The sequence below is a fragment of the Bradyrhizobium australafricanum genome (assembly GCF_020329495.1).
Lineage (GTDB): Bacteria > Pseudomonadota > Alphaproteobacteria > Rhizobiales > Xanthobacteraceae > Bradyrhizobium > Bradyrhizobium australafricanum.
The window spans coordinates 183,005-196,491 of record NZ_JAGKJL010000007.1 but is presented as its reverse complement, the minus strand read 5'-3'; the positions used below and the strand labels follow the sequence as shown (position 1 = coordinate 196,491).

Annotated in this window: 12 protein-coding genes and 1 riboswitch; of the genes, 4 read left to right on the top strand and 8 right to left on the bottom strand. The window is 65.2% G+C overall.

The features are described 5' to 3' along the window. Positions 1 to 6: 6 nt before the first annotated feature. Together J6525_RS09290 and J6525_RS09285 are read right to left on the bottom strand one after the other, a co-directional pair. The gene (locus J6525_RS09290; protein WP_225643783.1) at positions 7 to 1,020 is read right to left on the bottom strand and encodes an FAD-dependent oxidoreductase; all 1,014 of its coding nucleotides are present in this window, start codon (positions 1,018 to 1,020) and stop codon (positions 7 to 9) included. Further along, positions 1,008 to 1,149: riboswitch (TPP riboswitch) on the bottom strand. Its footprint overlaps the gene before it by 13 nt. A gap of 108 nt (positions 1,150 to 1,257) precedes the next feature. Next, complete coding sequence (locus tag J6525_RS09285; RefSeq protein ID WP_225643781.1) at positions 1,258 to 1,782, bottom strand: lytic transglycosylase domain-containing protein; 525 nt, start codon at positions 1,780 to 1,782, stop codon at positions 1,258 to 1,260. Between the two features lie 371 nt (positions 1,783 to 2,153). On the opposite strand from J6525_RS09285, the gene J6525_RS09280 reads away from it, so the two are divergent. Further along, positions 2,154 to 2,351: a hypothetical protein gene (locus tag J6525_RS09280; protein WP_028332600.1), complete on the top strand. Its 198-nt coding sequence runs from the start codon at positions 2,154 to 2,156 to the stop codon at positions 2,349 to 2,351. Positions 2,352 to 2,380: 29 nt separating this feature from the next. On the opposite strand, the gene J6525_RS09275 is transcribed toward J6525_RS09280, so the two are convergent. Both J6525_RS09275 and J6525_RS09270 read right to left on the bottom strand, forming a co-directional pair. Next, positions 2,381 to 3,739 carry an ATP-binding protein gene (locus tag J6525_RS09275; RefSeq protein WP_225643779.1) on the bottom strand — a complete coding sequence of 453 codons (1,359 nt, stop codon included), beginning with the start codon at positions 3,737 to 3,739 and terminating at the stop codon, positions 2,381 to 2,383. A 2-nt stretch (positions 3,740 to 3,741) separates the two neighbouring features. Then, complete coding sequence (locus J6525_RS09270) at positions 3,742 to 4,479, bottom strand: response regulator (protein WP_018273044.1); 738 nt, start codon at positions 4,477 to 4,479, stop codon at positions 3,742 to 3,744. Positions 4,480 to 4,767: 288 nt separating this feature from the next. Between J6525_RS09270 and J6525_RS09265 the strand changes: the two genes are divergently transcribed. Next, positions 4,768 to 5,145 carry a PRC-barrel domain-containing protein gene (locus J6525_RS09265; RefSeq protein ID WP_028344225.1) on the top strand — a complete coding sequence of 126 codons (378 nt, stop codon included), beginning with the start codon at positions 4,768 to 4,770 and terminating at the stop codon, positions 5,143 to 5,145. Between the two features lie 115 nt (positions 5,146 to 5,260). Here the strand turns inward: J6525_RS09265 and J6525_RS09260 are convergent, their stop codons facing one another. Continuing rightward, complete coding sequence (locus J6525_RS09260; protein WP_225643777.1) at positions 5,261 to 5,500, bottom strand: hypothetical protein; 240 nt, start codon at positions 5,498 to 5,500, stop codon at positions 5,261 to 5,263. On the opposite strand from J6525_RS09260, the gene J6525_RS09255 reads away from it, so the two are divergent. After that, positions 5,481 to 6,008: a PRC-barrel domain-containing protein gene (locus J6525_RS09255; protein ID WP_225643776.1), complete on the top strand. Its 528-nt coding sequence runs from the start codon at positions 5,481 to 5,483 to the stop codon at positions 6,006 to 6,008. The genes J6525_RS09260 and J6525_RS09255 overlap by 20 nt on opposite strands. A gap of 181 nt (positions 6,009 to 6,189) precedes the next feature. Next, the gene (locus J6525_RS09250; RefSeq protein WP_225643774.1) at positions 6,190 to 9,258 is read left to right on the top strand and encodes an alpha-mannosidase; all 3,069 of its coding nucleotides are present in this window, start codon (positions 6,190 to 6,192) and stop codon (positions 9,256 to 9,258) included. A 130-nt stretch (positions 9,259 to 9,388) separates the two neighbouring features. On the opposite strand, the gene J6525_RS09245 is transcribed toward J6525_RS09250, so the two are convergent. From J6525_RS09245 to J6525_RS09235, 3 genes are all read right to left on the bottom strand, one after another. After that, positions 9,389 to 10,603, bottom strand: a complete 1,215-nt coding sequence (locus J6525_RS09245) for an ABC transporter substrate-binding protein (RefSeq protein WP_028342234.1) — start codon at positions 10,601 to 10,603, stop codon at positions 9,389 to 9,391. A gap of 272 nt (positions 10,604 to 10,875) precedes the next feature. Further along, positions 10,876 to 12,444 carry a DUF4403 family protein gene (locus J6525_RS09240; RefSeq protein ID WP_225643772.1) on the bottom strand — a complete coding sequence of 523 codons (1,569 nt, stop codon included), beginning with the start codon at positions 12,442 to 12,444 and terminating at the stop codon, positions 10,876 to 10,878. A gap of 191 nt (positions 12,445 to 12,635) precedes the next feature. Next, positions 12,636 to 13,325 carry a L,D-transpeptidase gene (locus J6525_RS09235; RefSeq protein ID WP_168857511.1) on the bottom strand — a complete coding sequence of 230 codons (690 nt, stop codon included), beginning with the start codon at positions 13,323 to 13,325 and terminating at the stop codon, positions 12,636 to 12,638. Between the last annotated feature and the right edge of the window lie 162 nt (positions 13,326 to 13,487).

Here is a 13,487-nt window from a genome sequence, read left to right as displayed (position 1 = left end):
GGACGATCACGCGCATTGCATCACCTCATTGTCGATTTCGCCGCGCGCGAGATAGGCGAGCGTCAGCTCGGCCAGCGCCGGCGCCAGCAGGAAGCCATGACGGTAGAGTCCGTTCACCGTGATGCGTTCCTGCTCGATCCTGATTTTCGGCAGATTGTCCGGAAATGCCGGGCGCAGACCGGCACCGAATTCGACGATGCGCGCTTCGCCAAAGGCCGGATGCACGACATAGGCGGCCCCTAACAGCTCCAGCGCCGAGCGCACGCTGACGCCGTTGTCCTCGGCCTCGATCGAGGTCGCGCCCAGCATGAAGCGGCCGTCGCCGCGCGGGATCACGTAAAGCGGCCAGCGCGGATGGATCAGCCGCACCGGGCGCGCCAATTCGACCTCGGAGGTCTCGATGATGATCATCTCGCCCTTGACGCCGCGCAAGCTCGGCTCGCGGTCGCGCGCGGCAAGGCCGCGGCAGTCGATCACGACGCCGTTGAGATCGGTTGCCTTGGCGTCGCTGCCGAACTTGATGGCGCCGCCGGCCTTGGCGATCGCGGCATGCAGCCGCGGCAGCACGCGGCGCGGCTCGACATGGCCCTCGTCGGGATAGAACAGGGCGTCTCGGAAACGGCCCTCGAGCGACGGCTCGAGCGCGCGAACGCCCTCGGCGTCGATCCGGCGATGGCTGGTGGTGAGGCGGGCAAAGCGCTCGAAATCGGCGCGGTCGCGCGGATGCGCCACCACCAGCGAGCCGTTGAACGGGGTTTCCGGAACATGCTGCCGCCACAGCGCGAGCGAGCGGATGCCGAGCCGGGAGATCACCGGCTCGGAGGCCTCCGCCTCGCACCAGGGCGCCAGCATCCCGCCGGCCCAGTGGCTTGTGGATTCCGTCATCGCGGCGTCACTGCGCTCATGCAGGGTGACGGCACGTCCGGCCTCTGCGAGCAAGAGCGCATGCCAGGCGCCGGCTATGCCTGCGCCGATGATGGAGACGGGGGAATCCCCCCGCGGTCTTGACGTCTGATACATCCCTGTCCCTTCGCCGGCATGACCCGGATCAGGTTCAAAGGGTCACCGCGGTCCCGGACTATTCGCCTACTGGCTAGCCCAAGCTTGCGGTATCTCAGCTCCTCCTTCGGAGCACCCCTCGGAACGCCCCTAATGTAGGCGGATGGGCTCGTGTGTCAACTTGTATGCCAGACGCGTTGACAGGCGGTGTCGAGGATGGCCGGCACGCGCCGTGGGGCTGCGCGGACGCGATCGGTGCTATTTTTCGGCCTGTTCCGGCTTCGGCTCGGCGGTATCTGCCGTCATTTGCTCCGACTTGGCGAATTCCTTCGGCAGTGCACCCGCGCCGCCATGCTTCGCTTCCTTCAGGTGATCCCCGCGCTGGCGCTTTGCGACGTAGTAATACCCGCCCGCGAAATAACGCACGGCTCGATCGTGATTGCCATCGGCGGCGCGATAGGCGCCGGCGAGGTATTTGATGCCGTATTTGAGGTTGGTCTGGGGATCGCGCAGACCCTCGGCGGTACCGGTGTAGCCGAGGCCGCGTGCAGTGCCGAGCTTGATTTGCATCAGCCCGATGGTGCCGCCGCGTCCGATCAGCTGCGGATGGTACTTGCTCTCGCGTACGATGACGCGATGCACCAGCTCTTCCGGTACGAGGTTGGCCTGGGCCTCGGCCGCCACCATCGCCTCATATTGCGCGCGCGATTGCGCCTGCGCGCTCGCGCAGGACGCCAGCACCGCGATTGCGGCAAGGCAGCCAAGGGCTTGTACGGTCTTCATCTCAATCGCTCGGGCTTTCAGATGCGCGTCGGTTCTGCGGTCTCATTGGTACGGCGAGCGGGCAGGAATGTGGCAAAACCTTCGCATCAGCGAACGTTATGCATCCGTGATTTTCCGGTCATGGGGCGAAGGGACGACGCGATCGCAAGACGGATGCTTCAAATTGTTTGCTTCAATCGTCTCAGCCAAAAATTGTCTTGGCCTACAATTTCCTTCTAATTTTTCTGACTAATTTTGCCGCACGCTATCCACAGCAGTTTGTCGTGCAAACGAATCAATGAAGGTCTAGACTTCATCTACGGCAGAGTGCGCGATCGTTCAGTCAGCAGCTCTGTCCAAGCACGCAAGAAACAACATTCGGGAGATGCGCCATGGTCCGTCAGGACACCGGCTATATGCCTCGCGAAAATCCCTGCGCGCAATGCGGCAAGCCGATCGCCCGCCCTGATTGGGTGGAGCACAGCGAAGGCCGCTCGTCGTTCTTGTGGAATTGCCGCGCCTGCAATTACCGCTTCGAGGCCATCGCGATCTACGAGGAAGCGGAGCTCATTACGCCGCTCGCCGCTTGACGTCTTTTCATCGCATCAGCTTCAGCTGATCAGGCCGCGGATCTCTGCCGCGGCTGCAATTGCTGTTGCCGCGCCGGCAATTCGATCCGGACCACGAGCCCGTGCGGCTTGCGATCGTGCAGCGACAGCGTGCCGGCATGCGCGAGCACGATGGCGTTGGCGATCGACAGACCAAGGCCGAAGCCTTCGGCCTCATCCATGTTGCGCGCCTGGTCGCCGCGCACGAACGGCTCCAGCACGCTCGCCTTGTGCGCATCCGAGATGCCGGGCCCGTCATCCTCGATATCGACGACGAGGCGGTCGGGCTTGACGTCGAGGCGGACGGCAACTTCGCCGCCGAACCGCACGGCATTCTCCACCAGATTGGTGATGCAGCGATGCAGGTCGGCCGGCCGCGCGGTCGCCATCGCGTGCTGCGGGCCCGTGTAACTGACCTTGTGTCCCATGTCGGCGAACTGATCGGTGACGAGGTGCAGCGTGCTCGCGATGTCGACCAGCGTCATCTCCTCGAGCTTGCGGTCGTTGCGCAGGAACGACAGCACCGATTCCAGCATCGAGCGCATCTGGTCGAGGTCGCGCAGCATGCGGTGGCGGTGGGTCTCGTCCTCGATGAATTCGGCGCGCAGCCGCATCCGCGTGATCGGCGTGCGCAGGTCATGGCTGATCGCGGCCAGCATCTTGGTGCGATCGTCGATCAATGCGGTGATGCGCTCGCGCATCCGGTTCAGCGCCCGGGCCAGCGAGCGGATCTCCTCCGGACCGCGCTCGGGCAGCGGCGCGGCGGCGCCGTTCAGGCTGAAGGTCTCGGCGGCCTTGACGAAGGACGACAGCGGCGCGGTCAGCGCCCATGCCGCCCACAGGCCGAGCAGGGTGACGCTGATGACGGCGAACAGCACCGTCATCATCCACGGTCCACCCCAGAACGGCCGCATGTGCTGATCCGGCGTCAGGTTGGCGGCGAACATGGCGCCGTCGGGCAGGCGGATCGCGACGCGGCGAATTTCGCCGTCATGCGGCGTGCCGCCAGCCTCGCGCGGCAGCAGGAAGATGCGATAGCCGGCGCCGAGCCGGCGCAACGCGTGCAGGCTCGGCGTGTCGGTTTCGGTAAGCGCGCCGGCATCGGCCGGCAGATCGCCGATCGCGAGTTGCGGGAAGGCACGGGCGACGTCGGCCAGGAGCCGCGGCCGCTCCGACGCCGGGGCATGCCCGAGCAGCTGCGCGGCGGCGGCGAGCTGGGTGTGCCAGCGGTCCGAAGGCTCCACCCGATCAGGGCGATGGATCAGGAAGGTGGCGGTGATGATCAAATGCAGCGCGACGATCGAAACGACGACCAACGCCGCCATCTGGGCGCCGATCCCCCGCAGACTCAGCACGCGCAGCAGCTTCATGATCAGTTGTTCGTGGCGGCAACCGCCTCCACCCTCGGCGTGAACACATAGCCGCCGGAACGCACCGTCTTGATCATGGTGGCTTCCTGCGGATCGGGCTCGATCTTGCGGCGGATGCGGCTGACCAGCACGTCGATCGAACGTTCGAACGAGCCGGCGCTGCGGCCCTGGGTCAGGTCGAGCAGGCTGTCGCGCGACAGCACGCGGCCGGGCCGCTCGCAGAAGGTGCGCAGCAGGTCGAACTCGGCGCTGGTCATGGCGACGCGTGCGCCTTCGGGGTTGCGCAGCTCGCGCAGGCGGATGTCGATACGCCAGCCGAGGAAGGTCAGCGTGGTCGCGCCCTCGATCGCGCTGGCGTTGCGCGCGGCGGCCTGCCGGCGCAGCACCGCATTGATCCGCGCCAGCAGCTCGCGCGGGTTGAACGGCTTTGCCAGGTAATCGTCGGCGCCCATCTCGAGGCCGAGGATGCGGTCGACGTCCTCGCCGCGCGCGGTCAGCATGATGATCGGCGTCTGCGATTCCGCCCGCACCTTGCGGCACAGGCTGAGGCCGTCCTCGCCGGGCAGCATGACGTCGAGCACCAAGAGATCCACGCGGTGGTCGGTCATCGCCTTGGCCATCTCGCGGCCGTCGGAGGCGGTCGTGACATGACAGGAATTGGTGCGGAGATATTTTGCGATAAGGGACCGCGTCTCGCGGTCGTCCTCGACGACAAGGATATTGGGCGCAGCCTGGGTCATACCGATCTTTTGTCCGTGATTCGGGGAAAGCGGCTCAGGAATTTTGTTTCAGTATGTGTCTGAAATCTTGCCCGGCTATCCGGGTTAACAGGTCGGCGACAGGGAGAAAAGTTATCGTTCTGTCATCAATCCTGATGCCCTGAAATGCGGGCAGAACCCTCTCGGGACAGCGCATCGGCCCCTGGTCGTTATGGCGGCCGGAGAAGGGGAAGGGCGGCTGTCATATCCGGGGGCGGAACCCGTTACCCCGGCGACGCGTTATTTCTCTTTCGGGTCAAGGAGGGTGAGATGGCTGTCGAGGTCGAGACCAGGCCGCATCAGCTCATTGCAAGCGACCGGGTCGAGGGGACGGCGGTGCGCCGGGCCAATGGCGACATGATCGGCCATATCGAGCGGCTGATGATCGACAAGATCTCCGGCAAGGTATCGTACGCGGTGTTGAGCTTCGGTGGCTTCCTGGGCATTGGAACCAATTTGATCCCGCTGCCCTGGGGCCGGCTGCACTACAACCCGAAGTTCGAGGCCTATGAGCTCGACATCGAGGACGAGGAGCTGAAGCGCGCGCCGTCGTTCCGTGCCGACAAGGATTTCGATTGGGGCGATCGCTCGCAGGAAGTCGAGCTGCATCGCTTCTACGGCGTGCCGCCCTATTGGGGCGGCTTCTGATCGCGCGGCAACATGCGCGCATGACGACGCTCGTCGATCGATGATGCGGTCGCCGGGGCGGACGCGCGGCTTGTGCAGCGCGGTTCGCCGGGACGACTTAGTGAGCCAAACATCGTCACATCATGGACTGCGCGTCCGGCGCAGTCGTGAGGCTCAACCGCAAGCTCACTTGAGAGATCACGATCGCTTCCGTCAAGCGGCGCAGCGTTCCATGCGCTGAAAGGTCCTCACCCTGTTCCTCGGCATTTAAGCGGCTTTTGAGCGCAGGTCCGTTAGGAACGGTTGCGAAGATGACGGGTTTTCCCAGCATCGATTTTGCGAGAGGAGAGCCATCAATGTTGGTCAAATCCATCATCGCCGGCCTCGCCGGCACCGCGCTGCTTGCAACCGTCGCCGTTGCGCAGACGCCAACCGATAAGGGCGACAAGATGTCTCCTGCGGCGTCGACGTCATCCACGTCATCCACGTCGCCGGATTCGTTCAAGGGCAACTGGCGCGCATCGAAGGTCGTCGGCCTCAGCGTGTACAACGACGCCAATGAAAGCGTCGGCTCGATCAATGATCTGCTGATGGAGAAGGGCGGCGCCATGAAGGCGGTCGTGATCGGCGTCGGCGGCTTCCTTGGCGTCGGCGAGCACCTGGTCGCGGTCCCGATCGACAAGGTGAAGTTCGTGAACGAGCCGATCGCCTATACCGGCGCCTCGAACACCGGCAGCACAAGCAAGTCGACGACCACCACCACGGGCGCGGCGCCTGCGGCGGCGACGTCGAAGCCGAATCCCTGGTATCCGGATCATGCCGTGTTCAATGCGAGCAAGGATGAGCTGAAGGCGATGCCGGAATTCAAGTATTCGATCGACTAACGCATCGCGTCACCTGCATGAGAAGAGCGCGTCCGGTTGCTGCCGGGCGCGCTTTTTTGCTGGCCGGATGGATAAAATTTGGGAAGAGTGTAGGGAGTAGGTCAGGCGATCCAATTCGGACAGCGCGTTGCAATCATCATCAACCCTTACGTGATCATTCGTCAAATGGCTGAAGAACCTGATGAATGACAAGGAGCGCGATGGCGGCAATCCCGCGGTAGCCCGGATTCGCGGCCGCTACCCGCAATACACGCGGCGCCGGTTGGCAGGCTTTGCGGAGCGGCTGCAACAGAAGGTTCATGCCGGCCGCGTGCCGGTCACCTCGCTCGCGCTTGCCGGTCCCACCGAGCGGATCAGCCTCGAGGACGCGCTCAAGCTCGATTATCGGCCGGTCCCATTGGGCGAGACGCTGGGACCGCTATGGGCGACTTATTGGGTGCAGGTCGTGGCCGAGGTGCCGCAGGCCTGGGCCGGCTCGCGCGTGGATCTGTATTGGGACAGCCGCTCGGAAGCGCTGCTTTGGCTCAACGGACGTTCCTCGCAGGGTCTCAATCCCGGCCGCCACATAGCGCCGCTCGTTCAGTCGGCGAGCGGCGGGGAGACGATCAGCTTCCATGTGGAGGTGGCCTGCAACGGCCTGTTCGGTGCGTTCTGGAGCGATCCGCAGGCCTACGCGCTGGTCGCCTGCGAGCTGCGCTGCTTCGATCCCGAAGCTACGGCATTCTATTTCGACTACGAGGTGCTGCGCCAGCTCGAGGCTGACCGCGACCCCACGACAAAGTCGAGGTCATACGGAGCTGTCGGAGAGACGGCGCAGCCGGCGCTGGATCGGACCTGGGCGGGGCGCCTGCTGCACGATCTCAACCGCATCTGCAACATCGCCGATCCCGACGATCGCGCGACCTGGCCGGCGGCGCGGGCGATCCTCGATGGCCTGCTCGCGGCACGAAATGGCAGCATCACCCACGAGATGTCGGCGATCGGCCACGCCCATCTCGACACGGCATGGCTGTGGCCGCTGGCGGAAACCCGGCGCAAGGCGCAACGCAGCTTTTCCACGGCGGTGGCGCTGATGGAGCGCTATCCCGATTTCAAGTTCGCCTGCTCGCAGGCCTATCAGTATGCCGTCATCGAGCAGAATGACCCTGACCTGTTCGCCCGAATTCGCGCCAAGGCCGCCGCCGGCCAATGGATTCCGGTCGGCGGCAGCTGGATCGAGCCGGACTGCAATCTGCCGTGGGGCGAGTCGATCTGCCGTCAGTTCCTCTACGGTCAGCGCTATTTCGAGCGAACGTTCGGCGCGCGCTCCAGCGTGTTCTGGAATCCCGACGTGTTCGGCTACGACGCCCAGCTGCCGCAGCTGATGCAGTCGGCGGGGATGTCGCGCTTCCTGACCCAGAAGCTGTCGTGGAACAAGTTCACCTCACCGCCGCATCACAGCTTCCATTGGCGCGGACTGGACGGCAGCACGGTGCTGGCACATTTCCCCCCGGCGGACACCTACAATGGATCGGCGCAGGTCGCGGAGCTCCGCTATCACGCCGCCAATTACAAGGACGCCGACCGTTCGTCCGACGCACTCTATCTGTTCGGCTATGGCGACGGCGGCGGCGGTGCCGACGAGACGATGCTCGAGACGTTGCAGCGCGCAAGGGACTTGCAGGGGCTGCCGCGGATCCAGATTCGTTCCGTCGACGAGTTCTTCGACCGCCTGGCGATATCGGCGCCGGATCTGGCGACGATCGAAGGCGAGCTCTATCTCGAATATCATCGCGGCACCTACACCACGCAGGCCGAGACCAAGCGCCTCAACCGCGCTTGCGAGGCCGGCCTTCAGGCACTCGAATTCGTGACCACTGTCGCGGCTGCCTGCCGGCAACCGGCACCGTCAGCACAGGAGATCGAAGCGCTGTGGCGCACGCTGCTGGTCAACCAGTTCCACGACATCATTCCCGGCAGCAGCATCCGCGAGGTCTATGAACGTGCGGAGGTCGAACTCGCCGGCGTGGCGGAGGAGGCCGGGCGTCGCACGCAAGCCGTGCTGGCGACACTGTGCGATCCCGAAGACGGCAATTGGATACCCGTCAACACGCTGGGCTGCGCGCGCGCCGAGGTCGCGTCCGACCCCGACGGCGAGCTTCGTCACATCGTCGCCGCGCCGTTTGCGGCGGGCGAAACGACGACGACCGACGATCGCGTTGTGGTCGCTGCCGATCCGGACGGCTTTGTGCTGTCCAACGCGCGGCTCGAGGCGCGCATTGATCGCAGCGGGCTCGTTCGGTCGCTGCTGCATGTTGCGACCGGCCGCGAGACCTTCGCATCACCGGCAGCCCGGCTGCTGCTGCTCGATGACCGGCCGCTCGATTTCGAGGCATGGGATATCGATCCGTTCGCGCTGGAGACCGCGCGCGAGGTGACGGGGGAGGTGAGCTGCGCCGTGCTGTCGGATGGCGGACTGCGCGGCGAGGTCCGTTTCGAGCGCGGGCTCGGACGCGCAAGCCGGCTCACGCAGGTGATCCGCCTCGATGCCGGCGCCGATCATCTCGAATTCGAAACCACGGTCGATTGGCAGGAGCGCAAGACGGCGCTGAAGGTCATGTTCCCCGTCGCCTGCCGTGCATCGAACGCAACCTATGAAACCATGTTCGGCGCAACCGAGCGGCCGACGCATGCCAACACGGATGCCGATGCGGCCAAGTACGAGGTGCCCGGGCATCGCTGGGCCGATCTCGCCGAGCCGGATTTCGGCGTGTCGCTGTTCAGCGACTGCCGTCACGGCTATTCGGCGTTCGGCAACCAGCTCGCGTTGACGCTGCTGCGCGGCTCCGAATTGCCTGATCCCCAGGCCGATATCGGGCGGCACCGGATGCGCTATGCGATCTATCCCCATCACGGCGACTGGCGCAGCGCGGACACGGTCGGGCGCGCCTTGCGGTTCGAGCGCCCGGTGCTCTGGATGAAGGGAGAACCGCACGCGCCGTTGCAACGATCGCTCCTGACCGCGTCCCCGGCCAACGTGATCGTCGATACGATCAAGCCCGCCGAGGATGGAGACGGCTGGGTGGTGCGGCTTTACGAGAGCGCCGGCATTCGCACCGCCGCGGCGCTCGATTTCGGCGTCGACATCGCGTCGGTGTGGATGAGCAACACCCTGGAAGACCGCATCGAGGCCCTGCCGACCGGAGATCGGGGGTGCCGCCTGGCGCTGCGTCCATTCCAAATCGCAACGCTGCGGGTCTTCCAGGCCTAATGCTTGCAGTGACTTTCGCCCCGGCTTGCGGGGCACGGCATTGGCAGCTGTGGAATTCCGTCTGCGATAGCTCGGCTTGCGCGGAGAGGCCGGATCGCATCGCCAGATGCGATCCTGTGTGGAGTAACCGTCAGTTCGACTTCACTAGCGGGCAGCCGCCCTTGTCGAGCGGGCGGAACGCCTCGTCGCCGGGCACGGTGGCGATCAGCTTGTAGAGGTCCCACTCGCCCTTGGATTCCTCGGGCTTCTTGACCTCGAACAGATACATGTCGTGCACCATGCGGCCGTCGATCCGGATATGGCCGTTCTTGGCGAAGAAGTCGTTGACCGGCGTGGCGCGCATCTGGGCCATCACCTTCGGCGCCTCGTCGGTGCCGATAGCCTCGATCGCCTTCAGGTAATGCATGGTTGCCGAATAGAGGCCGGCCTGGATCATGGTCGGCATATGGCCGACCTTCTCGTTGAAGCGCTTCGAGAAGGCGCGCGTCTCATCGTTCATGTCCCAATAGAAGGCGTCGGTGACGATCAGGCCCTGGGTCGCCTTGATGCCGAGCGAATGCGTGTCGGTGATCTCCTGCAGCAGCGCGATCATCTTCTGGCCGCCTTGGGTCAGGCCGAACTCGGAAGCCTGCTTCAGCGCGTTGGTGGTGTCGCCGCCGGCGTTCGCCAGTGCCACGACCTTGGCCTTGGAGGCCTGCGCCTGCAGCAGGAAGGACGAGAAGTCCGACGAGTTGAGCGGATGACGCACGTCGCCCAGCACCTTGCCCCCGCTCTCCTTGACGACATTGGCGGCATCGCGTTCCAGCGCCATGCCGAAGGCGTAGTCGGCGGTGACGAAGAACCAGGTGTCCTCGCCGCGCTTGACCATCGCCTTGCCGGCGACGTTCGACAGCGCATAGGTGTCGTAGGTCCAGTGCACCGTGTTGGGCGAGCAGGCGGTGCCGGTGATATCGGAGGAGCCGCCGCCGGAATTGATGTGGATCTTGTTCTTCTCGCGCGTCAGCGCCGAGATCGGCAATGCGACCGACGAGGTCGGCACGTCGAGGATCGCGTCGACCTTGTCGTTGTCGTACCAGTTGCGTGCGATGTTGACGCCGACGTCGGGCTTGTTCTGGTGATCGGCTGCGATCACCTGCACCGGCTTGCCTTTCACCTTGCCGCCGTAATCGGCGACCGCCATCTCGACGGCGGCGACCGAACCCTTGCCGGTGGCGTCCGCATAGAGGCTCGACATGTCGGTGAGCACGCCGATCTTGACGACATCGTCGGAGATCTGGGCGTTCGCCGCGGTCGCTGAGACCGCGAGCGCGAGGCCGGCCGCCGCTGCGGCCAAGAGTGTTTTCATCGTGTTTTTCTCCCTGACTTTTTCGTTGAGGGTTGCTTCCACCGGGGCGTTCTAGCCGCTGCGACAAGCTGTCGCAAAGACGACTTTTTGGGCATGCGCGCGGCGAGTGTTCCCCTCTCCCCGCTCTTCGCGGGGAGAGGGTTGGGGTGAGGGGCCTTAGCCACGGGTGGCGACTGTCGTGAGACCTGTACCCCCTCACCCGGATTGCTTCGCAATCCGACCTCTCCCCGCAAGCGGGGCGAGGTAAGAGAGCAATCCGCTCGGGCAGTGTCCTACAGCGCCGGTAACGCGGTGACGGCGGCCTTGATGCTGCCGTCGGTTTCCACGATCACCCGCAACGTCTTGGAATCGAAGTCGATCCCGGCAAGCCGGATGCTGTTGACCTCGGCGTCGACGCGAATGCCTTCCTCGTTCTTCTGCAGGTCGGCGATGGCGGCGGCGACCTTGCGCTGCGCGTTGGTCGCGAATGGCTTCAGGTCGACCACCAGCCGGTCGTTGAGGGTCTGCTGCATGTGCGGGATCGCCGCGCGCGCGGCGGCGCCGAGCAGGCCGAACGCGGCCTCGGATTCCACCGCCAGCTCGACGTCGGTCAGCCGCAGCGTCTGCGACGGCTGGTCGAGCCGCGGCCGGCCCCAGATGTGCACGGTCGCCTCGGCGCCCAGCCCGAACCAGCTGGCCTTCTCCTTGGCGTGCACCAGGAGCGAGATAAGAAGCCGGTCGCCGGAGGCGGCGATGCTCGCGCTCTTGACCGTCACGTCGACCGGACCGGAGCCGTCCTCGGGGAAGGTTTTGCCCTTGAGCTGCGCCTCGACCAGCTGGCTCAGCGTGGTGAAGGACAAGTCGACCGGCAGGCCTATTGCGACTTGGCTCGGCATCGGCGGCACGATCGAGAGTTTTTCGGGGAATGGGCAGTTGGGGGTGGTCTGCGCCTCCGTGATCCGCGTTTCGGCCTCGATCCCCATCGTCAGGATCAGCGAGGACGCATCGACCTTCGGCTGCGCGGCGATCGCGCGGGTCGGTCGCAGCTCGAGCCACATCGGCGGCATCGAGGTGGTGCCGCCGGTGCCTTGCAGCGGGATCGAGCGGCAGGCCTTGGCCCATTGCGTGCGGGCGTTGTTCTGGAACACTGGGTCGTTGTGCAATCGGGCCTCGACCACGGAAATCTGGTCGGCGACCGCCTTGTCGATGACAGGCTTGACCTGGGCCGGCACGCTGATTCGGACGCCGGCCGTCGAAAGGCTGGTGTCGCCGAGATTGACCTGTGCCTGCAGGTTCGGCTCGATCCGCCAGGATGCGCCGAGCTTCGGGCGCGCGGTGAGGGTGACGTTGCCCTTGATCTCGGCGTTGGCGTTGATGTTCTTGATGTTCACGGCGCCGATCTGCTTGGCGACATTGCCGCCGAGCAGGCTGCCGAGCGCGTCGTTGACCGCGCCGGTTGCCTTGGCGGACAGCGCGCCGGTGACCTTGAGCGTGCCGTTGATCGGGGTGGTCAGCGTCAGCACGTCCTGCGCGCCGGTGGCCGCGATCGGCCCGCGCGATGCGGTCCAGCCGATGTCGGCATTTTGCAGGATTTGCTGGACCGGGTTGTCGGCCTTGCCGCCGAAGGTCTTCGGCGCGCCGCGTTCGGCGGCGTCGCGGATCGCCGACAGCGCGACCGAGACCTGCGCCACGATCGTCGAGGAACGCGGCGCCTGCGGCAGCGGCGGCAGCTCTGCGAGCTTCGGCTTCTGCACGGTGACGCTCGGCGCGAGCCAGTCCATTGCCTTGAGGCTGATCACGAACGAGACCAGCACCACCGCGGTCCCGAGCGCTATCGTCCTTGGATGCATCGGTAGACGCATCATTCCCCCGGATGAAAATCAACTTGACGGCTTGTACAGGCCCCCCGACGAGGGCGCCAGTGTGGCGGGATCAAGCTGCTTCAGGGGCGGAAGGCGTTAAGGTTGATGAACGCGACAACGGCCCCGGCACGAGAATACCGGAGCCGTGGTCGAGGACGCCTTTAATTAAGGACGCCTTGGAGGGGAGGGGCTTAGCGGACGGCCGAGCCGAGATCGGCGCGGCGGTCGGTCATCGGCAGCACGATCACCTTGGTGCCGACGCTGACCCGCGAATAGAGGTCGGAGACGTCTGCATTGGTCAGGCGCAGGCAACCGGAGGACACGCGGGTGCCGATCGTCTCCGGCGCGTTGGTGCCATGGATGCGGTAGATGGTGCCGCCGAGATACATGGCGCGAGCGCCGAGCGGATTGCCGGGGCCGCCGGCCATGTGGCGCGGCAGATAGGGCTGGCGGGCGATCATTTCCGGCGGGGGCGTCCAATCCGGCCACTCTGCCTTCTTGGTGATGGTCTGGGTGCCCGACCAGGTGAAGCCGTCGCGGCCGATGCCGATGCCGTAGCGCATGGCCTGGCCGTTGCCGAGCACGAGATAGAGATAGGTGTGCGGGGTGTCGATGATGATGGTGCCCGGGGCCTCACGCGTCGGATAGGCGACGACCTGGCGGCGCAGGCGGGCGGGCAATTCGACCGAACGGTCTTCCTCCTGCGCCTGCGGCATCGACTGCACCGGCGGCTGCACGGCCTCGGTCGGCGGCGTCAGGATGAAGGGGAACATCGGCAGCGGAGCGGCCGCGGCGGAATTCGAAAAAGCAACGGTGCCAATCGCCAGCGCACCGAAGGCGGCGGCAGCGAGACGTGAGTTCAGCTTGATGGAATTGAACATTGTCGACCCCTGTTGTTTGCGCCCTGCGCGCCAGTTCCGGCGCGTCGTTGGGTCAAAGCAGTACAGGTGAGGCGTTTCAGGACGTTTGCACGAAATCGCCAAAATGGTTTCGTGCCGTTAGGGAATTGTTTCGTGCGTGTTTCGTCGCACGGTTAAGGCCGG